At 40.6% G+C, this 18,693-nt stretch carries 24 protein-coding genes; 8 read left to right on the plus strand and 16 right to left on the minus strand.

Annotated features, from left to right (window positions below):
• Positions 1-60 precede the first annotated feature (60 nt).
• Positions 61-1,308 (plus strand): tyrosine-type recombinase/integrase, encoded by a 1,248-nt coding sequence (locus AC0L3Y_RS15315; RefSeq protein ID WP_473465784.1) that lies wholly within the window; start codon positions 61-63, stop codon positions 1,306-1,308.
• Between the two features lie 177 nt (positions 1,309-1,485).
• On the opposite strand, the gene AC0L3Y_RS15320 is transcribed toward AC0L3Y_RS15315, so the two are convergent.
• From AC0L3Y_RS15320 to moaC, 3 genes are read right to left on the minus strand one after another with little or no spacing between them, the layout of a single operon-like run.
• Complete coding sequence (locus AC0L3Y_RS15320; RefSeq protein WP_473465789.1) at positions 1,486-1,941, minus strand: molybdenum cofactor biosynthesis protein MoaE; 456 nt, start codon at positions 1,939-1,941, stop codon at positions 1,486-1,488.
• Positions 1,942-2,220, minus strand: a complete 279-nt coding sequence (locus AC0L3Y_RS15325) for a MoaD/ThiS family protein (protein WP_473465794.1) — start codon at positions 2,218-2,220, stop codon at positions 1,942-1,944. It lies immediately after the preceding gene.
• On the minus strand, positions 2,213-2,695 hold the full coding sequence (gene moaC, locus AC0L3Y_RS15330) for a cyclic pyranopterin monophosphate synthase MoaC (RefSeq protein ID WP_473465797.1): 483 nt from the start codon (positions 2,693-2,695) through the stop codon (positions 2,213-2,215). Before moaC ends, AC0L3Y_RS15325 begins: the two co-directional genes overlap by 8 nt.
• 176 nt (positions 2,696-2,871) lie before the next feature.
• Between moaC and AC0L3Y_RS15335 the strand changes: the two genes are divergently transcribed.
• The 3 genes from AC0L3Y_RS15335 (at position 2,872) to trmJ (ending at position 7,577) form a co-directional block, all read left to right on the plus strand.
• On the plus strand, positions 2,872-5,367 hold the full coding sequence (locus tag AC0L3Y_RS15335) for an EAL domain-containing protein (protein ID WP_473465799.1): 2,496 nt from the start codon (positions 2,872-2,874) through the stop codon (positions 5,365-5,367).
• A 91-nt stretch (positions 5,368-5,458) separates the two neighbouring features.
• Entirely contained in the window at positions 5,459-6,772 is a 1,314-nt protein-coding gene (locus AC0L3Y_RS15340) for a J domain-containing protein (RefSeq protein ID WP_473465802.1), read from the plus strand.
• A 40-nt stretch (positions 6,773-6,812) separates the two neighbouring features.
• Positions 6,813-7,577 carry a tRNA (cytosine(32)/uridine(32)-2'-O)-methyltransferase TrmJ gene (gene trmJ, locus AC0L3Y_RS15345; RefSeq protein ID WP_473465805.1) on the plus strand — a complete coding sequence of 255 codons (765 nt, stop codon included), beginning with the start codon at positions 6,813-6,815 and terminating at the stop codon, positions 7,575-7,577.
• Positions 7,578-7,659: 82 nt separating this feature from the next.
• Here trmJ and efpL read toward each other — a convergent pair whose 3' ends face one another.
• The 3 genes from efpL to AC0L3Y_RS15360 form a co-directional block, all read right to left on the minus strand.
• Entirely contained in the window at positions 7,660-8,226 is a 567-nt protein-coding gene (efpL, locus tag AC0L3Y_RS15350; RefSeq protein ID WP_473465808.1) for an elongation factor P-like protein EfpL, read from the minus strand.
• 76 nt (positions 8,227-8,302) lie between these two features.
• The gene (locus AC0L3Y_RS15355) at positions 8,303-8,695 is read right to left on the minus strand and encodes a nucleotide pyrophosphohydrolase (protein ID WP_473465811.1); all 393 of its coding nucleotides are present in this window, start codon (positions 8,693-8,695) and stop codon (positions 8,303-8,305) included.
• A gap of 5 nt (positions 8,696-8,700) precedes the next feature.
• Positions 8,701-9,855: a M14 family metallopeptidase gene (locus AC0L3Y_RS15360; protein WP_473465813.1), complete on the minus strand. Its 1,155-nt coding sequence runs from the start codon at positions 9,853-9,855 to the stop codon at positions 8,701-8,703.
• Positions 9,856-9,892: 37 nt separating this feature from the next.
• On the opposite strand from AC0L3Y_RS15360, the gene AC0L3Y_RS15365 reads away from it, so the two are divergent.
• Positions 9,893-10,408 carry a hypothetical protein gene (locus AC0L3Y_RS15365; protein WP_473465816.1) on the plus strand — a complete coding sequence of 172 codons (516 nt, stop codon included), beginning with the start codon at positions 9,893-9,895 and terminating at the stop codon, positions 10,406-10,408.
• Between the two features lie 124 nt (positions 10,409-10,532).
• On the opposite strand, the gene AC0L3Y_RS15370 is transcribed toward AC0L3Y_RS15365, so the two are convergent.
• The 3 genes from AC0L3Y_RS15370 to AC0L3Y_RS15380 all read right to left on the minus strand — a co-directional run bounded on the left by AC0L3Y_RS15370 (position 10,533) and on the right by AC0L3Y_RS15380 (position 12,600).
• A complete protein-coding gene (locus AC0L3Y_RS15370; RefSeq protein WP_473465819.1) occupies positions 10,533-11,144 on the minus strand; it encodes a MarC family protein in 612 nt (203 codons plus the stop codon).
• 203 nt (positions 11,145-11,347) lie between these two features.
• Complete coding sequence (locus AC0L3Y_RS15375; protein WP_473470640.1) at positions 11,348-12,019, minus strand: YeeE/YedE thiosulfate transporter family protein; 672 nt, start codon at positions 12,017-12,019, stop codon at positions 11,348-11,350.
• 17 nt (positions 12,020-12,036) lie between these two features.
• Positions 12,037-12,600 (minus strand): YeeE/YedE thiosulfate transporter family protein, encoded by a 564-nt coding sequence (locus AC0L3Y_RS15380; protein WP_473465822.1) that lies wholly within the window; start codon positions 12,598-12,600, stop codon positions 12,037-12,039.
• Between the two features lie 293 nt (positions 12,601-12,893).
• On the opposite strand from AC0L3Y_RS15380, the gene AC0L3Y_RS15385 reads away from it, so the two are divergent.
• From AC0L3Y_RS15385 to AC0L3Y_RS15395, 3 genes are all read left to right on the plus strand, one after another.
• The gene (locus AC0L3Y_RS15385) at positions 12,894-13,745 is read left to right on the plus strand and encodes an endonuclease I family protein (protein ID WP_473465826.1); all 852 of its coding nucleotides are present in this window, start codon (positions 12,894-12,896) and stop codon (positions 13,743-13,745) included.
• Positions 13,746-13,957: 212 nt separating this feature from the next.
• Complete coding sequence (locus tag AC0L3Y_RS15390; protein ID WP_473465830.1) at positions 13,958-14,260, plus strand: type II toxin-antitoxin system RelE/ParE family toxin; 303 nt, start codon at positions 13,958-13,960, stop codon at positions 14,258-14,260.
• Positions 14,261-14,335: 75 nt separating this feature from the next.
• Entirely contained in the window at positions 14,336-14,644 is a 309-nt protein-coding gene (locus AC0L3Y_RS15395; protein ID WP_473465834.1) for a helix-turn-helix domain-containing protein, read from the plus strand.
• A gap of 48 nt (positions 14,645-14,692) precedes the next feature.
• Here the strand turns inward: AC0L3Y_RS15395 and AC0L3Y_RS15400 are convergent, their stop codons facing one another.
• The 7 genes from AC0L3Y_RS15400 to AC0L3Y_RS15430 all read right to left on the minus strand — a co-directional run bounded on the left by AC0L3Y_RS15400 (position 14,693) and on the right by AC0L3Y_RS15430 (position 18,599).
• Entirely contained in the window at positions 14,693-14,848 is a 156-nt protein-coding gene (locus AC0L3Y_RS15400) for a hypothetical protein (RefSeq protein ID WP_473465837.1), read from the minus strand.
• Between the two features lie 355 nt (positions 14,849-15,203).
• The gene (locus AC0L3Y_RS15405) at positions 15,204-15,497 is read right to left on the minus strand and encodes a HigA family addiction module antitoxin (protein WP_473465841.1); all 294 of its coding nucleotides are present in this window, start codon (positions 15,495-15,497) and stop codon (positions 15,204-15,206) included.
• Positions 15,497-15,775 carry a type II toxin-antitoxin system RelE/ParE family toxin gene (locus AC0L3Y_RS15410; RefSeq protein WP_473465844.1) on the minus strand — a complete coding sequence of 93 codons (279 nt, stop codon included), beginning with the start codon at positions 15,773-15,775 and terminating at the stop codon, positions 15,497-15,499. Before AC0L3Y_RS15410 ends, AC0L3Y_RS15405 begins: the two co-directional genes overlap by 1 nt.
• Before the next feature lie 109 nt (positions 15,776-15,884).
• A complete protein-coding gene (locus tag AC0L3Y_RS15415) occupies positions 15,885-16,490 on the minus strand; it encodes an antA/AntB antirepressor family protein (protein WP_473465849.1) in 606 nt (201 codons plus the stop codon).
• 435 nt (positions 16,491-16,925) lie between these two features.
• Positions 16,926-17,099: a hypothetical protein gene (locus AC0L3Y_RS15420; protein WP_473465852.1), complete on the minus strand. Its 174-nt coding sequence runs from the start codon at positions 17,097-17,099 to the stop codon at positions 16,926-16,928.
• A 2-nt stretch (positions 17,100-17,101) separates the two neighbouring features.
• Positions 17,102-18,148: a serine/threonine-protein kinase gene (locus tag AC0L3Y_RS15425; RefSeq protein WP_473465857.1), complete on the minus strand. Its 1,047-nt coding sequence runs from the start codon at positions 18,146-18,148 to the stop codon at positions 17,102-17,104.
• The gene (locus tag AC0L3Y_RS15430) at positions 18,141-18,599 is read right to left on the minus strand and encodes a RuvC family protein (RefSeq protein ID WP_473465861.1); all 459 of its coding nucleotides are present in this window, start codon (positions 18,597-18,599) and stop codon (positions 18,141-18,143) included. The genes AC0L3Y_RS15425 and AC0L3Y_RS15430 overlap by 8 nt, the downstream gene beginning before the upstream one ends.
• Between the last annotated feature and the right edge of the window lie 94 nt (positions 18,600-18,693).

Here is an 18,693-nt window from a genome sequence, read left to right on the forward strand (position 1 = left end):
TGGATAGGGATATAGGCTAAAATTTGCTAACCTAACTTATCCATTTAGATTTTAAACACTATGACACCGCTTGCCTTAATCGATAACTTAGAACATCTACCAAATCCCTTCACTCAGTTTGAGACTATTGCTGCTCACCTAAAGGGAAACACACCTCAATTAAACGATCCTGAATACCGTCGAGACTTACAGCTTGCCTTATGTTTTATCTATAGTTATAACGGCTCTCAAGCAACCTTTAACTCATATCGGAGAGAAGTAGAACGCTTATTATTGTGGTCTTGGAATATAGCATCTTGCCCAACATCACAATTAAGACGAGATCAAATAGAAGAGTTTATTCATTTTTGCGTTGCGCCTCCAGAAACTTGGATTGGCACAAAAAATGTCGCTCGTTTTAAATTACACATGGGAGAAAGAATCCCAAATAAAGATTGGCGTCCTTTTGTGGCTCACGTCAGCAAATTAGAATTTAAAAACGGCGACATACCACAAACCAAACAACACTCATTATCCCAAGCGGCTATTCGTGCCACCTTTTCAATATTATCGTCTTACTATGGCTTTTTAATGCAAGAAGACGCAATACAGCAAAACCCTGTTGCTTTGATTCGCCAGAAAAGCAAATTCGTTAAAAAAGAAGTGACTCGAAAACAAGTAAGACGAATTTCAAACTTACAATGGGACTATGTAACTGAAACCGCTGAAATGCTGGCCGAAGAAGACCCAGCGATGCATGAACGCACCTTATTCATTATGAATGCCCTACTAGGCATGTACTTACGAATTTCTGAACTAGTCGCCGATGAACGATCTGCACCAGTGATGGGAGACTTCATAAAAGACTCAGATGGACATTGGTGGTTTAAAGTTCTTTCGAAAGGAAACAAGGAGCGACTTGTCGCTGTATCTGACGATATGCTTAACGCCCTAATTAGATACCGTCGTTTCCGTGATTTACCGACCTTCCCAACAATCGCTGAAAACACACCTCTGATTCCTAAAAATCGTGGGCAAGGTGCGATGACCAGCTCAAGACAAGTACGCAATATAGTGCAATTTTGTTTTGATAGAGCCTATGAGCGCATGTGTGAAGATGGCATGAGAGAAGACGCTGATGATTTACGCGTAGCCACTGTCCATTGGTTACGTCATACCGGAATCTCCGAAGATGTAAAAACACGTCCGAAGGAGCATGTAAGAGAAGACGCAGGGCACGCAAGCATGGCAACAACCGATAAATATATAGATACAGAGTATCGAGAGCGCCATGCCAGTGGGCGAAAGAAAACTCTACGCCCGAATTAACTATTCAAATAAGAGAGGCCTTTGCACTAAGCAACGAGCGAAGTTAACACAAGGCAAAATAGACAAGGATACGGAGTTTATGTGTTATAAATGAGTATTTCGGGTCTGTTTTTAACAAAGTATTAGCAAGCGCAGTCGTCGTGCAAAGATCTCTAAGAGTCATAGCTCGACTTTGAGCTATGACTCTTTAGACCAACGCTCTAAGCTTGCTTCATCTTTAGTATTTGCTTCTACCCACTGACTTTCTGAGCCTTGAGTTTCTTTCTTCCAAAAAGCGGCGCGGCTTTTTAAGTAGTCCATAATAAAATCACAAGCTTGAAATGCTTCCGCTCTATGAGAAGCGCTCACACCAACGAAAACAATTTGATCATCTATCGTCAAACGCCCTACTCGATGAACGACACAGACATCTAATAATGGCCAACGATCATTTGCTTCATCAACAATTTTTTGTAAATTACGCTCTGTCATTCCTGGGTAATGCTCAAGCTCAAAAGAACAAGCGTCTTTAGACAAATCTGAAAACTGACGTACCAAGCCAACAAACATGGCCACAGCGCCTGTTTTATTCTTTTTCAATAAGCCTTTATATAATGCATCAACATCAAAGTCGTTTTCCTGTACTTGTATCATTTAGCCTCCTGTTACGGGTGGAAAAAAAGCCACTTCGATAACATTCTCAGGCACTAAATCATCGTCTCTCGTGAATTCAAAATCGACAGAAGATTGAATGCCTTGATCTAATAAGGCATTCCCCTTATCAAGTTCACTTGCCAACTGTTGTTTTAATTGGGCAATACTCAATGGCAAATTCAACGCTATGGTATAGTTCCCTTGCCCAATTGTTTCTTTAAGCGATGCAAAAAATACAATATTAACTTTTCGTTTTATTTGATTATCTGAGTTAGACATTGTCTTTACTCCAATCACCACTTTTACCGCCTTTTTTTTCAAGTAAAGAGACATTATTAATAACAATCCCTTTATCAACGGCCTTACACATATCGTAAAGGGTTAGTGCTGCCACACTGACTCCAGTTAACGCCTCCATTTCTACACCTGTTTTTCCAGACAAAGAACAGGTACACAACACTTCTAATTCGCAATCACTGATGGCATTAATTTCTACACTTACTTTGGTCAACATTAATGGGTGACACAAGGGGATCAAATCAGAAGTTTTTTTCGTCGCCTGAATACCGGCAATACGGGCTGTGGCAAGAACATCGCCTTTAGGCAGCCCCCCTTCCATTACTTTTACCAAAGTTGATGCCTTCATTTTCAGAATGGCTTGTGCTGTCGCCGTTCGCTTAGTGATCTCTTTATCAGAGACATCCACCATGTGAGCGTGGCCTTTATGGTCTAAATGGGTCAGTGTTTCGCTCATAAAATTCCTAAACATAATACATAAATTGAAAATATGGCCTATATTTTAAGAAAGCGCACTCGATTGCAAGCAAAGTATTACTGTTTCAACAGACTCTAATACTTTTCTTTTCCTATATAGTGTTAATTTATAGCTTTGTATTTTCATACAGACATCTTCGATTAGGGTAAACAAGGATGATATTTAGAAACGTTGTTTTTTTCTTTTTATTAGCATCATACTTTAGTACGCAAAGCGCATTCGCTCAGGAATACACTCAAAAAAGCAGTGATACATTTCCTACCTTCAAGGAAACTACTCCCATCACTGCACAGAGCCTTTTATCACTGGATACATTTCAGGAAAGTCTCTATGAAGAGTCTCAAGGCTTCTCTAATTCTGCTTATTGGCACAAACTAACATTTCCGAAAATCACAACAGAATCGGCAAATAAAAGACTACATCTGGGTATCAGCTATTACATCATCAATAATCTAGACTTTTATTTGTTTCACGGGGATGAGTTGCAGCAACACTGGGTCAGGGGAGCTCTGCAGACTTGGAACACTGATAACGAAAAATATAAAGGCATTTGGATTCCCATCGCCTTATCAGAGCAAAAAGAAACAACGCTTCTCATTCGAAAACAAGGACACTCCCCTCTTTTAACACCTATTATGCTATTCAATGATCAAGAAGTGATTGACGAAAAAGAGCAAAAATTGCTTTTTTGGACTGTCATCCTTTGCAGTCTCTTAGTACTTCTCGCTCACAATATTTTTGTTTTTATACTACTTAGACAACCTGGCTATATTTACTATCTTGGGATTAACATCACAATTTTGGTTTCTCTATCAATTATCACAGGGTTTAACCGTTGGATTTTTCCTGAAGAATTCAGTCAATGGACAACAAAAAATTTATTCTTAGTTTTTGGTATTGCCACCTGGATACTTTATAAATTCAGTTTGACTTTCTTAAAAGAAGTCCAAATCCCAACAGCAGAATCTTTTATACGCAGATATGGTGATTTAGGCTTTATTGCCTTCCTCATAGCGACTCAATTATTTTCTGAACAAGTATCCGCTTCACTATTCGCTTTAATCGAAGTATTTATGTTTGTCGCTTGTACCTACTGGGGGATAAAAGCCTATTCTAAGGGCTTCCTTGCCGTTCGGTTTTACCTATTCTCTTGGCTTACTTTGATGTTAGGCAGCATTCTTAATACGTTAATATTTTGGAAAGTTTTACCCATTAATATAATGACCGAATCCATACTTCCTATTTGTAGTCTTTTACAATTATTAGGGTTTGCTTTTGCTTTCGCGGACAAATCCAATTACATAGAACGTAAGCGTCAACTCCAAGCCATTACGGACTCATCAACAGGTCTACCAAATCGCACCTATTACTTTGAAAAACTCCCATTACTGATTTCAAAAGGAGCTCATGATCAACCAAACCTTGCATTAATCATGGTTGAGATTACTAGCCATCTAAAACTGAGCCAAGCATTTGGTCCAGCACAAGCTGATATTGCACTTAATGACATTATTATGCGAATCCATAAAAAAACCATGACAATGGATGGAATATTACCTTTACCATTGACAGGCAAACACACTAAACACTTGATGCGCCTAACAATTAGAAACATCGTCATCGTGAGCACAACACCTAACGAATTAAAGAGTCAAATAGAACAAATTCAACAAGTGCTCGACCATTCTATACTGGTAAACAAGGTACACTTCCGCCATCAATATAAAATTGGTAGTGCACTTTATCCCTCACAGGGTTCCAACCTAGATAAACTTTATCAGAATGCCATAATTGCCAGTAACACAGTGACTTATTCTTCCGGAAGTTGGGCGCCCTTCACGAACAAATTACAAAGCAACCATGCCCACCAACTAAGGTTAATAACGCTATTAACTGACGATATTAAAAATGAAAAACTCTATTTTGATATCCAACCGCAAGTTGATCTATCTAAAAACAAAATCGTTGGAGGTGAAGTCCTTCTTCGCTGGCATAACGAATATCTAGGTCAAATTTCTCCTGCTGAATTTATTCCTCTGGCAGAACAAACCGGACTTATTTATAAACTAACTTACATGGTAATTGAAAAAGCCTTTCAATGGGCAGCTGCTCACTCTAAGGAACTCACAACACAAACCTTATCTATCAACATATCAGCTCTGGATCTTTGGCAAGAAGACTTTGCTAAACGCACAAGTCAATTGATTCAAAAATACAATTTAAAAGCTGAGCAATTCACAATAGAAGTGACAGAAACCAGCGTTTTTCAAAATAATGACATAGTCATCAGCAACGTGGCGCAACTTCATCAAGCGGGTTTTAAACTCGCAATTGATGATTTTGGTGTGGGTTATAGCTCAATGCAAAACCTAGTTTCTCTTCAAACTGATGAACTCAAAATTGATCAGTTTTTTGTCATGAATTTACTAAATAATAAGCAAAGCCAAACCTTATGCCGCAATATGATTAACCTCAGTGAAGAATTAAATATCACCAGTGTGGCAGAAGGTATTGAATCAGAAGAGATACTAAACTTACTACAAATGTGGAACTGTCAGCTTGGTCAGGGCTATCACCTTCATAGGCCAATGACTCCAGCTAGCTACCTTAGCCTTTTAGACCCTTGCCTATCAGAGTCAAGTCATCAATAAGAACTAGATGCGCCTTTGTCAGAGACCACAAATTGTGCATAATGAGTCTGTTCACCCACTTTCTCATAAACATGGTTAGTATCTAAAACACATGAGCCTAATTGATGACTATCATTTGCTGGAAATACCAACAACCGCCAGCGAAAAGGAAGCTAAAGCGGCTTTTAGACGTTTAGCTAGGTTGTATCATCCAGACAAAAACCCAGATACAGATACCACTGAACACTTTCAGCGACTTCAAGCCGCCTATGAAAACGTCAATAAGGCCATTCGCCAAGGTAAAAAGGTCAACGACTGGAAACCTTTTAGCTTTACTAAAGAAAATACTCAAAGCTCTGCGGCGAAAAATCGTTATAACAATTACTCAACCAGTACAGATAAAGAACAAGAAGCTTTCATTAAAGAAGGCCAACGCGCTTACGAAGAAATGAAGCGTAACAATGCTTATCAAGAAAAAGCTCGTAACGAGGCCATTAAAACGGCACGTAATACTCTTAATGAAAAACGTTTAAAAGCACTTTACGAAGAAGCCTTCAAAGCCTCAAAAAACTTTAATTCTCAGGGTTATCATTTTACAGACTCCCAAGCACAACCTGACATTCCACCTTATCAGTCTTTTGTTGATGACGAAGAGGAGCTGTCTTACTCGTCCTCCCAAAACACATCATATAAAAAACAAGATCCAATCAGTCAGCCTATTCGCTTAGACGCTGCAAAATCTGCATTCCGAGCAGTCACTTATATTGCTTGTTTCGCTGCCGGTATTTACAGCACCTTATATTGGCAGTCGTCATCCCAAGAAACATCTAAAGCCGACGCCAAAAACACCACCTACATTAGCGGTTTATATCCCCAATTCCGGGTGGGAACCAACTACACGCTAGTTGATACAAATTTATACTCTGAGCCGGATTCATCCAGTAAAATTCTGTTACGTGTACCTGCGCAGTCCAATTTACAAAGCATAAAAATGCAAGGTGACTGGTTAACCATTCGTTTTCAAGGTGTCAGTGGTTGGGTTCAAGCTGAAAACATAGGTTATGGTAGTGCGGAACATGCAGCGCAAACAAAATGTATTGGTCAACCGGGAGCATCTCCCTCTCATGGTGAATTAATAGGAAAAGCAGAAGGCACAAGTCGATTAAGAATCCTCAACCAACTACCGGAACACAGTGTACTGACATTTGAGTCTTACGATGGTCAAAAACCATTTTCCATTTACCTTTATGGAAAACAGTCCTATGCCGCCAACTATATTCCGAGAGGCAATTACCGATTGGTGTTAGAGACAGGATCACTGTATCATCACGCCTGTAATCAATTCCTCTTTAACGACACAACCAAAGTCATCTTAGAAAATGTCGATTTCGCCAGCACAGAGCAATCCCTCACGCTAACGCCATAATCGTACTAAGAGACAATCAACCCTGAGTGCTTCACAACCCATGCTAAGTAACATCCGAATCGTACTAATCAACACCTTTCACCCTGGGAATGTCGGTGCCATTGCACGCGCCATGAAAAACATGGGATTAACTAACCTCTATTTGGTGGATCCAAATGATTATCCATCGGAAGAAGCCACCAGCCGAGCAGCAGGTGCAGTTGATCTACTTGAAAATGCCACAATAGTTCCATCACTCCAAGAAGCCATTGCTGACTGCAGCCTTGTTATTGGAACGAGCGCTCGCCATCGCACTTTTCAACTGCCAATTATGAACGCCAGAGAATGTGCTGAAAGTGTTATTCCAGAAGCGGTAGATCATAACGTTGCCATTGTATTTGGACGGGAAACCACAGGATTATTAAACGAAGAAATAGCCCAATGCCATCGACAAGTCTATATCGATGCTAACGACGCATACCCTGTTTTGAACATTTCACAAGCAGTACAAATCATCGCTTATGAAATTTGGATGGCAAACCAAAACAAGAACTTCAAAAATACAGAAACACCAGAATACCCTCGTAAGAAAGACATGGACCTTTTTTACGAGCATTTAGAAGAAACCTTATACGGCATCAACTTTGTCGTTCGTAATCATCCTGGGAAAGTCTTAGATAAACTACACAGATTTTTCAACCGTTCACGACCAGAGAAACAAGAGTTGGGTATTTTACGAGGTGTATTAGCTGCCGTTCAGCGTGAAGCAGGACTAAAAGAAGCGAATAACCATCCCGAGAAAAGATTAAAAGACGATCAAAAGTAATTTTTAAGTTATTTAATTATAACGAATAAAAAACGCAGCCTATAGCTGCGTTTTTTTATGCAAACTTAAAAAGGATTGATTTTTAAGCGCGACCTGCAAATTTACGCTCTTCTACATTAACCTTAATTCGGTCTCCAGTAGAAATATGCTCAGGCACTTGAACAACGGCACCCGTTGACAATTTTGCTGGTTTGTTACGAGACGTCGCTGAAGCGCCTTTAATAGATGGATCTGTTTCAATCACCTCTAGCTCAACGTTAGTCGGTAATTCAATCGCTACTGGGCTGTCATCAACTAGAACCACTTGAATACCACTAGTGCTTTCATTAATGAATAAAATTTCATCTTCAATGGCTGATTTATTCAAAGTAAAAGGCGTATAGTCTTCGTTATCCATGAAAACATACTCATCACCATCAGAATAAGAGTACATAACAGGACGACGAATAAGATCGGCAAGGTTGATCATGTCCGAATCTTTAAATGTCTCATCCAATTTACGGCCTGATACCACATCGTACATACGCATACGGTAAAGACTTCCGCCCGCGCGACCTTGTGGAACTGAGCGCTCAATGCCTCTTACAATGTAAGTTTTACCATCGTATTCAACAGCCATATTTCTTTTAATTTCACTCGCCTTAGGCATTTTTTCTCATCCTAAAAATAACGTTTTATAAAATATAATATGAGTCTTCACTCATAAATTAACTTCCCTAGGGACTTTAATACTGATTGTACTTTTTAGCACTACCTTTCACTTTATCTACAGGATAATTTCGCTCATTTTTAGCAATTTTATCTCTCGCTGCTGATAATAGATTAATATTCAATTTATCTGCTAAACGCACAGTAAATAACAAAACATCAGCTAACTCTTCTTTTACTGCTTGAGCTTGCCTATCGTCTAACTGATAAGATGCCTCTTCTGTGAGCCAACGAAAGCAATCTAATAACTCCCCCGTCTCGCTGGCCAGTGCCATGGATAAATTTTTAGGGGAATGAAACTGATCCCAATCTCTTTCTTGTGCAAACTTCCCCATAGCGAGCTTTAACTCAAGCAATGAATCCTGTTTACTTTCAACGTTTTTAACATCAGGCTTTTTATAGTCAGACACGAGCCTTAATCATCCCCTTTCATATGGACACTGTTGATCACTTGATGGATCGGATACAACACATCAGCACCAAGAATTTTTGCACGCTCAGGAGACCAACCAACCACATCATCAGGTAGGTTTTGATTATCTTTAAACGGCATTTCCAAAGTGAAAGAAAGACAGTTATAGGTTTCGCCAACCCATTTGGTTGCCACTGTTAAATTCGCTTCACCAAATTGATCTGGCGTGTAGCCAAGCTCAGTTTGAAAATCAGGGCTAACGGAACAGAAAATATTCTTAAACAAGGTTTCCATTGCTTCCATGCGAGCATCGAACGATGGCACGCCTTGGCAACCATCTACAAAGTTCACAGGCAAAGCTTCATCACCGTGGATATCTAAAAACATATCGACTCCGGTTTCCGCCATTTTCTTCTGTACCGCCAATACTTCAGGGCTAAATTCTTGTGTTGGATTTTTCCACTCACGGTTTAAGTTCACACCTTTAGAATTGACTCGTAAATTGCCAAGCACAGCGCCATCTGGGTTCATATTTGGAACCACATAAAAACGACACTGATTAAGAAGTGAACGAGCAATTGGATGAGATTCATCAAACAAGCGCTCTAATAGACCTTCGATAAACCATTCTGCCATGGTTTCACCTGGATGCTGACGGGCGATAATCCAGATGTTTTTTGCAAGCCCCTGAGTTTTGCTGACTTCCAATAAGGTAATATCACGACCTTCTGCCGTTTCGCCCAAATGATCAGTAATACAATCATCATGACTTGCTGCCCAAGAAATCATGTCTAAATGACGTTCGTAGCTATAGGGTGCAAAGTAAGCGTAATACACACTGTCTTGCTCTGGTTGATGAGAAATCACCAATTTACCATCTATATATTCGGTGGGAACACGGAACCAGTACTCTCGGTCATAAGAAGCAACCGCTTGATAATCAACCCAGCCATCAGGGTATGCCGCATCGCTGGCATTCTCGAAATGGATCACACATTGCTCACCCATTCCGCCTTGTAAACGAAAATAAAACCACTGAAGAAATTTAGAGTTTGTATCATTAGGGATCTTTACTCTAATATTGTCCGGCTCCGTGGCATTAATAACGGAGATGTTACCGCCATCAAACGCACTACTGATCTTGATTCGGCTGGTCATTTATTCTTCCTTAACAATCAAACATTGGTTCTAAATTATGGCAAGTTTACCTATATTCATGACGGCTGTCGCCAATTCTTCCGACGAGCCTATTTTTCCATTACTTTTTACCTGGTCTACTCATGAAGCTCAGGTCAAAGAAGTACTAGTTATTCCAGACGATGAATGGCTAGAAAATCACAATATCGAGCCTAACGCGCACGATCTAGATGAGCAACAACTCCACGAATTCGGTTTTGAAGCCAGTGATATTTTGGCAGAGTGGATTAACGAATTTGATACCGATGTGATTTACGGCCTAGAGCCAGAATTGCTTAATCAACTTGTTGAAGCCACTTACGACATAAAAGGACTGGAGCCAAGCTTTGAAGTACAAAGCATTCACTCTTGGTTTGAAGAACGCGATGTGAACCTAGACGACGCGTTTTCTGAGCAAGGCCAAACAACACCTTTGCATTTGTTACCGCCAGATGAATTGGTCATTCAACTATTACAAATCGCCGTGGAATATGGGTTAATTGATCAAAACGACATTCCAGCCATAGAACAATAAACTACCGTAACCATATCCCTAAGCAATCCCAATAAAAAGACTCCATCTTTATGAATTAAGATGGAGTCTTTTTTGGTTTCTAATAATCAGACGTATTTAAAAAATTAACCTTTAAAAACAAACCCTAAAGCATTGCTAACGTATGAGTAAATAAGCCTCGCACACCATTTACCAACATTTGCACAGCCATCATCAACAGCAACATCCCCATTAATCTTTCCATTGCCGCCAAACCTTTTTCTTTCAAAAGGCGGTTCAATAAAGGAGACATAGCTAAAATCACAACTGAAATCCCCCACGCTGCTACAACAGCAACCAACAAGCTTTCTTGGCGTTCAGGAAAGCTCTTCACCATAACCAACAAGGTCGCCAAGGTAGACGGTCCAGCAAGCATAGGAATGGAGATAGGTACGATGAAAGGTTCCATAACTGGAGGAGCATCTTTCGTGAAAGGTGAAGGGAAAATCATCTTCAAGGCGATCACAAATAGCACGACACCACCCGCGATGGAAATGGATTCCGTTTCAAGATGCAATAACTGCAAAAACTCCACACCAAAAAACAAAAAACACACGAGAATTAGCAAGCCGATCAAACCATCACGTATAACAATTTGATATTGACGCTTTTGCGGCACGCCTTTCATTACTGATAACAAAATAGGAATATTTCCAAACGGATCAATAACGAACAAAAATAATAGTGTGGCAGATAAAATAGAAAACTCAGTACTCATTACATACTCAATTCAAACGGTTCAAGAAAGTCTAGCCGCACATTATATTGAAAAAACACTTATAGAGATAGAAAGGTTAAATTCTTCAATCCAGTACGAGAAAAATTAACGAAATCTACATGGCTTAAATACACACAAAAAAGCCGTTACACCATATCGCATGTAACGGCTTTTTAAAAATGAAGGGCTAGCCCAATTCTGTATCAGGCAAGTTTAAAACGTTTTCCTAACCAATTCCCAGCAATACCACCAGCAACCATCACGACCAAGAATACCCAGCCAGACAATGAGAAGTTCGCGATTGGTGTAAACAAAGCACCAACGTTACAACCATTGGCAAGTCTTGTACCTAAGCCCATTGCCAAACCAGCAACAACTAGCATACCAGCTTCACGACCACTCAAACGAAGACGAGAAATCCCATTAGAGAATCGCCCACCAAGCAACAAGGAAATAAAAGAACCTAAAATAATGCCAACATTTTGAACACTCACTGGATGATCAAAAAATGGCATAGTAAACAAACCAACAGGTCGATGGGTAAATTCAGCAATTGCCATAGGATCAGCACCAAAAGCAATAAAAATACGACCAACCCAAACACCAAATGGTGTAGAAGCTCCCCAACCTGATCCAGTAACGCCCATCAATATAGTAAACAGCACAACTATTACCGCCACACCCATTCCCATTGACCAACGTTTTACAAATAAGGCTTCATAGGTTTGAAAACTAAAAAAGTTATGGGCGGCAAAATCATGGGGTATACTTTCTTGCTGCTCTTTTTCTGATGCTGTACCAACGTAAGTATCATTTAAACGGCGGTTACGTTCATATCTGTGAGCTAACCAACTAACAATGCCAGCGAATAACACAGTCAACAAAATAGCGCCTAAATAACCATCCAGCGGCGTGCCTGCAAAAAGATCGGGAAGATAAACCCCTTTCCTTCATAGGTTGAAGTGGAAATGACAGTTTCACGAATCCAGCTTTCCTGCGCTTGCATAGGGAAACCAAGAAACACACCCATTCCAAAACTAAATAAAACCAAGGCTGGACGCGTTAAACTACTTGAAAAATACGTCAATACACCAGATGCGCAACAGCTCGCAAACGACATACCAAAACCGAACATCAAACCACCAAGAATAAGTCCCATATTAATTGGGTTAATCCACAAATTCATATCAAGTGGGTTTTGGTTATACAAAAATGCAGTAGAAGTAATCGCAGTAGCGGTAAACATCAGCATCAATGCACGCATTAATCGAGTAGAACCACCACGAAAAGCACGGTTAACACTACCAGCGAAACCAAGTGCAGAACGTGTTAAGGCATAGCCCAAACCAAGGCCAATGACCAAACGAAAGAAAATCGCGGAATCCAACGCAATAGCACCCAACACAATAACCACAACAAGCAGAGCAAACCCGCTTAGGTATTCTTTAACCTTCATAAATTAGTCCGATTTTAATAAATGATGATTTTATACAAAGCGTATAAAAGGGTGGTGATTGTAAAACAGCAGAATAGGACTGCAAGCAGAGACTCATAACAGATAGATATAAGCTAATAACATCAATTCAAAAACATAGAAATTCACCTTCTACCATTCCCCCTAAATCCATCGATTCATAAATAGAGAATGTTAAAAATTCCTTTTCTGGTGACAATTCTTTGCAAATCTCCACCCCATAAAGAATGAGCACTGCCCTACAATCCGCCCAACTATAAAATTAGGTAATCATTATGTGGCGCAGTGCTTTTGTATTTTTTATGCTCTTTTCAATGTGTGCTTCGGCGGAATACTACGATGGTACACAAGGGTTAACAGGTGATGCATTGAAATCAAAACTGCACAGCATCATAGATGGCCAAAAACCACTGAAATACACTCAGAGTGGCAATACAGATTGGTACGATGGTGTAAAAATAGATGTGTGGGAAGCCTTGGTCTATACCGATTCGGCTTGTCCAGATACTGAACCAAAGTGTGGTCTCGTTACCCTGCTCTATCTTGATGATACAAGACGCATTGACCAAGCAAACAGAGGCAAGAGCAAAAACGATGCCTGGGACAGAGAACACGTTTGGCCAAAATCCCGAGGATTTAAAAAACAAAGCCAAGACGGCTACACAGACTTACATCACCTTCGCCCTGCTGACCGCAATATAAACGGTGCCCACAGTAACTATGGCTTTGGAATGGGTGGTAGACCAGTTTATGACAAGTTACTAGATGGTTCCCAAGTAGAATCAGGCGCCTTCTTAGACAAAAGAAAACAATCCTTTGAACCAACCGACCGCGCCAAAGGACAAATCGCCCGCATGGTCTTCTACATGGCGACACGCTACGAAGCTGGCGACGATACTTCACCAGAAAACATGCCAGACCTTATCATCACTAAAGGGAACAAGAAACAAAGCGGTCAACCTTCCATAGGTGATCTATGCACTCTGGTGGATTGGAACAAACGCTTCCCTGTTAGCGATTTTGAAAAACGTCGTAATGACCGCGTGGAAGAGCTACAAGGAAACCGCAATCCGTTTATTGATCATCCTGAGTTTGTGGATGCGATATGGGCGAATGACTGCCCGTAATATCTAGCGCCAAATTCAATGATCTCTTGAATCTCTTTTGGCGCTCTAGCAACAAGCCACACGTTTTTTATACATGAGGTGTAGTCACAACTTTCTCTTCATTTAAATCATGAAAAGATACCTAATCATACAAACTTATATCTAAATCGAACAACATTGACATAAATATTTTCTATGGTAATAACTACCATAGTTTAAACATGAATGCGGTTATGAAACTATATATTACCGATGATTTTTTGGCCTTCATGAGAGAAGCCCGAGTAAGTGAAGAGAAGTTAGCTGAAGTAGCGAAAGAGCTGCTAAATGGACTTCATGATGGAGAGCTTGTTCGTTACGAGCTATACAAAAAGCGAATTGCTTCACCTAAACAAAGCAAACGTGACTCCAATCGAGGAATCATTGCAGTTAAGACAGGTGAAAAGATGTTCTTTATGGATGGCTGGCGTAAAAGCTATATACCAAAAAAAGTAAAGAGATACCAGATAAACTGCTGGAAGTTTATAAACTATTAGCAGGTGAATTAAGAAGCATGTCCGAACATGACATAGCCAAAAGTGTTAAGAACAGCTTACTAAAAGAGGTGAAATATGAAAGATAAACGTATTGAACGCATGCAAAGTATGGCGAAACGTTTTCATGAAAACGGCGTAGTAAGTCAAATTACGATGCGAAAGATTGATGCTCTCGCTTTAAGCGATAAGCAAGAAAGTATGACAGCAGATCGAATAAAAGCCATTCGATCTAGAGAACACATTAGCCAAGGCGTACTTGCAAGTGTGTTGGCGATGAGCACTGAAAGCATACAAAAATGGGAGCAAGGAAAAACACAACCAAGAGGCGCCGCTGTTCGCCTACTCAACATCATTGATAAAAAAGGACTGGAAGCGGTTCTTTAGTTAATTATTAGCATTTCTGTATAGACACGAGTCATTTAAAAAAGACCTTTATCGATCACCGTAACCATCGGCCAGCACCAAAGGCGCTGGCTGGCTTTGTAAGGAAGCGTTGAGATTCGCCATGCCATCGCCTTGAAACCACGTCCCTGTGACCATATCACGCCACCGCAACCCAACCGCCGTCGCTAGTGTACTGCAAAACATCCTATGGCGTTGCCTTCGCTCATCGAGAACACAAAGCCACCGAGCGACATCATCTAACGCATGATTACTCCTTAGATAAAAATAATTAAAACTCAATAAAATACCTATACCTAAAAATTTCTTACATCCAGTAAAATTTAAACTCTCCTTTTCACGCCTTTTATATACAAATCCACATTATCTATACTATAAAAAAATAGACTTTACGGAATGAAGAAAAACAGCGTCAGAGAGACATTCATGGAACAATTAGAACAGCGACAAGATGAGCTAAAAGCGGTATTAAAGAAAGGCGATATTTAGATTAGGAGGTAGACCATTAGACCAGTCAAAAAACTTGATTTGGCATAATGGTCTAGGCCGATGCAAAATTGACAGGGTGAACATTTGCTAAATTTAGATGTTGCTTAGCCTGCCAAAGATCATAGGCATCTTGCATGGCCAACCAACTCTCTGGTGTTCTGCCAAGCGCTTTAGACAAACGCAGTGCCATTTCAGGCGACACAGCGCTCTGCCCTTTCAATACACGGCTTAGCGTGGACGATGCGACATCCAATTGCTTGGCTAAAAAGCGGCAACTAAAACCCGCAGGCTCAAGATAAACATCGTAAATAAATTCACCTGGGTGCGGAGGGTTGTGCATATTCATTAGTGATAGTCCTCATAGTTGAGAATGTAAGCGTTACCATCAACAAATTCGAAAGTAATACGCCAATTCCCATTCACGGTAATAGACCAAACCCCATCTCGACTTCCCTTTAAAGGGTGCAAGTTAAAACCGGGTAAATTGATATCATCAATCTCTTGGGCGGTATCGACCGCAGCAAGTTGCATACGTATTTTACGCTGATGCTTTGCTTGAATACCGGAAACACTTCCTGTTTCGAAGTATTTCTTAAGGCCCTTGTGTTTGAATGATTTGATCATAAAATAAGTCTAGCGCGGTGCGCATCAACAATCAATAAAAAGCCCACATCGGCGGGCTTTGCTTTTGTTGATTTAAAACGCCCTCGGTTTAGAAATCAACAAAATTACATTAAGCTAAGTTTTTGACGCGGGTGATGTTGTCGTTTACCCAGCCTGCTTGTCTGAGTGAGAGAGTTAGTTGGGCGATTTGCTGTTGCTTTTTTTTGGTTAGGAAAATGCGGACGGCTTGGATTAGGTCGACGAGTTCTTTAGAGGGGATGACGACGGGGTTGCTTTCCAGTTTCATGGCTTTGACCATGTCGTTGAGGAGTTGGTATTTTTCTGTTTCTTGGAAGCTGGTTTCGAGGAGTGCCGAGTTGGGCGTGGTGGCGGGAAGTTGTTTTTGCTCGTGGAGTTGTTTTTCGCAGTCGATGAAGTAGCGGCGGGCTTGTTTGCCCTTCTCGTTGCGTTCGACCATGGCCAGTTCTTTTGCCATGTCTAGGGTGATGAAATACTCTTTTGTTGCGCCACGATTCCCGCTCGCCAATTTTGGCGAGCGGGAAATAATCATGAAATCTTCGCCCTCTTCAAAGCCATATTGAGCAATGCGAGCTTTTATCCAATTGGAGAAATCGCGGCCTAGTTCAAGAAAGGTGTGAAGTTCACGGGCGTTTACAGTATCGAGGGTTTGCTCGTTGATAGAGCGAGTGTGAAGCGGAATCAGTTGCATAGCCATACTTGGCCTCCTACGGTCAATGTTTTGACCACCTCGTGAGGTTCGAAACTCAATAAGGTGGTGGGTCTAAATCAGGTTCGAACTACCGCCCGTAGGAACGGCCAACCCGAAGGTTGCCCAACAAAGACCCACCATAACAGGCGGACTCCGGCCACAAAAAAACACGCGGTGCGTGTTTTAGGCCGCTACGGTATAAACGGGGTTCGAATCCCGGCACTGGATTTTGCCAGTGCAAGAGAAATACTAGATCAAGATTGGGCAGGGGTCAATGAAGAAAACAAACCTTGGCTGGTTCGAGGGGGTGGGAAGAGTTAACGCCGCAAACAGCGGCAGACTTGTTGTTGATTTTTTTGTGCGAAAATGGCGAAGCCATGCATAAAAAAAGCGACGGCAAGGCTGTCCAAGGAGCGCAGCGACTGATGCTGGTTTGCTTTGTTATATTTTTTTTAACTTGTCTCCGGAATTCCAAACAAAGTAACCATTGCAATCAACTTTGTAGTCTTCACGAGATTTTCGGATATCTTCACTTTTCTTGTGAGAGTGTTTAACACTGGTCGCATTTTTAGCGCGACTCTGATAACTCTCTCTTTTATTTGTAATTTTCAACATAGCTAGTACCTCCTAAGGAAGCGCTTTATTTCCGATCTATTTAACTGGGGCTTACAATAATCAGTCACTCTTTGAGTGTTTCCCGCCACCGATGTTTTTCTCGCCTGAGAGGCTCCATTTGAGTCAACAGTTAGCTCAAATTGTCGTCCATCTGTGGCTTGCTTGATCCACGTCCTATTCCCACCCTCATTAGATAACCTCCAATCAAGGAGTTCACCATCTATGCTGGCCAAGTCATTTACTACGTCTATTGCAGAAGAATATCTACAGCCTAAATCTATAGCTAGGCACTTTTTTATAGTATTTATTAATGCTTGAGGTATATGCTCTGGATAGCTGCTTTGATTTGGAAACTGCCCATTTACCACGGCATGTCTAAAATTTAAGCGGTTTAATACCCCACCCTCTATAAAAGTAGCATACTCAGCATAAAAAGTAGCGTCTCCTGCGCACATTCTATGAAGAGTAAGCCCAAATTGATATATGTCGAATTGATTATTAAAGTCCGATGTACTAAAAGCCTCGGGAGGAACCATGTTGCCATATATTCTATCTTGCCCAGCAATACCGCTGTACGAGGTTTGCTTAGTTAGCCCAAAGTCAGACAAAAGCGCCTCGCCTCTATCTGAAAATAATATATTATCTGGCTTCACATCAAAGTGAATTAGCCTTTTAGAATGTATATTATGCAAACCACTAAGTACTTGAGTAGACCAGATGACAACATCTCTGACGCTAGGGGAAGACTCTCTCATTTTCTTCTTAAGAGATCCATGTTTAAAGTGCGGCATGGCAAGAAAAATATGATCTTCGTCTTGGCAAGCGTAATAAATCGGAACGACATTTGGATGACTGCTTAGATGCAACAAACTAGATTCTGTAAAATATTCATCGATATTGGAAAAATCTGATTTAAGCATCTTTTTAACTACAATTTCGGCGCCCAACTGTAGATCTGTAGCCGTAAACACGGTTGAATTCTTTCCTTCGTGGCCAATTTCTTTCTCGATATGAAAACTTAACTCTGCTGTTCTTGTAGTATTAAGCATGGACAGCTCCTAAAGCGGAAAGAATAGCTTCCTTCTCCTCTTTGTTGTGATCACTCCAGTTTTCTATGGGTTCGAAATTTTTTTCGCCTTCGACGAACAATTTAAAATCTGCCCTTTTCATATTAAGCTTCGCCGCTATTGTAGATATTTGGCCACAGAAATATGCAGACAAACGACTGCTTGCAAAAGCTTCTTGAATCACCCCTTCAATTTCAATTCGCCGTATGTTTAATGTTTGAGAGTTACTTTCTACAATCCTCAAGGCTGCCTTTTCGATATTAAACTCTCTAAGAATATCCAAAACTGAATTTCTTACATACTTCAAGGCTTCCGGAGTTGGTAGCGCTTTAGGGATTTTAATATCTTCAACATTAATAATTAGGCTATTGTCGAAATCGTAAACTGCAATAATAACCGAACAAGGTTTTACTCTAATGCCCAAAGTATTCACATTTCTTCCTTAAAAATATAACGCCGCCATAAGAGGCGGGAAATACTTGGCTAAACTTTGCGACGAAGGAGCGCAAGCCAAGTGTTTTGCGTCC

Source organism: Marinomonas sp. GJ51-14, from assembly GCF_055808695.1.

Bases quoted from the DNA above. Each gene is read 5' to 3' on its own strand.
- AC0L3Y_RS15360 (WP_473465813.1), bottom strand. From the start codon at position 9,855: ATGACCAGCCGAATCAAGATCAGTAGTGCGTTTGATGGCGGTAACATC.
- AC0L3Y_RS15325 (WP_473465794.1), bottom strand. From the start codon at position 2,220: ATGTCTAACTCAGATAATCAAATAAAACGAAAAGTTAATATTGTATTT.
- AC0L3Y_RS15410 (WP_473465844.1), bottom strand. From the start codon at position 15,775: ATGATCAAATCATTCAAACACAAGGGCCTTAAGAAATACTTCGAAACA.
- AC0L3Y_RS15335 (WP_473465799.1), top strand. From the start codon at position 2,872: ATGATATTTAGAAACGTTGTTTTTTTCTTTTTATTAGCATCATACTTT.
- AC0L3Y_RS15380 (WP_473465822.1), bottom strand. From the start codon at position 12,600: ATGAAGGTTAAAGAATACCTAAGCGGGTTTGCTCTGCTTGTTGTGGTT.
- AC0L3Y_RS15365 (WP_473465816.1), top strand. From the start codon at position 9,893: ATGGCAAGTTTACCTATATTCATGACGGCTGTCGCCAATTCTTCCGAC.
- AC0L3Y_RS15415 (WP_473465849.1), bottom strand. From the start codon at position 16,490: ATGGCTATGCAACTGATTCCGCTTCACACTCGCTCTATCAACGAGCAA.
- AC0L3Y_RS15390 (WP_473465830.1), top strand. From the start codon at position 13,958: ATGAAACTATATATTACCGATGATTTTTTGGCCTTCATGAGAGAAGCC.
- AC0L3Y_RS15405 (WP_473465841.1), bottom strand. From the start codon at position 15,497: ATGAATATGCACAACCCTCCGCACCCAGGTGAATTTATTTACGATGTT.
- AC0L3Y_RS15340 (WP_473465802.1), top strand. From the start codon at position 5,459: ATGAGCCTAATTGATGACTATCATTTGCTGGAAATACCAACAACCGCC.
- AC0L3Y_RS15370 (WP_473465819.1), bottom strand. From the start codon at position 11,144: ATGAGTACTGAGTTTTCTATTTTATCTGCCACACTATTATTTTTGTTC.
- trmJ (WP_473465805.1), top strand. From the start codon at position 6,813: ATGCTAAGTAACATCCGAATCGTACTAATCAACACCTTTCACCCTGGG.
- moaC (WP_473465797.1), bottom strand. From the start codon at position 2,695: ATGAGCGAAACACTGACCCATTTAGACCATAAAGGCCACGCTCACATG.
- AC0L3Y_RS15385 (WP_473465826.1), top strand. From the start codon at position 12,894: ATGTGGCGCAGTGCTTTTGTATTTTTTATGCTCTTTTCAATGTGTGCT.
- AC0L3Y_RS15425 (WP_473465857.1), bottom strand. From the start codon at position 18,148: ATGCTTAATACTACAAGAACAGCAGAGTTAAGTTTTCATATCGAGAAA.
- AC0L3Y_RS15320 (WP_473465789.1), bottom strand. From the start codon at position 1,941: ATGATACAAGTACAGGAAAACGACTTTGATGTTGATGCATTATATAAA.
- efpL (WP_473465808.1), bottom strand. From the start codon at position 8,226: ATGCCTAAGGCGAGTGAAATTAAAAGAAATATGGCTGTTGAATACGAT.
- AC0L3Y_RS15315 (WP_473465784.1), top strand. From the start codon at position 61: ATGACACCGCTTGCCTTAATCGATAACTTAGAACATCTACCAAATCCC.
- AC0L3Y_RS15395 (WP_473465834.1), top strand. From the start codon at position 14,336: ATGAAAGATAAACGTATTGAACGCATGCAAAGTATGGCGAAACGTTTT.
- AC0L3Y_RS15400 (WP_473465837.1), bottom strand. From the start codon at position 14,848: ATGTTTTGCAGTACACTAGCGACGGCGGTTGGGTTGCGGTGGCGTGAT.
- AC0L3Y_RS15420 (WP_473465852.1), bottom strand. From the start codon at position 17,099: ATGTTGAAAATTACAAATAAAAGAGAGAGTTATCAGAGTCGCGCTAAA.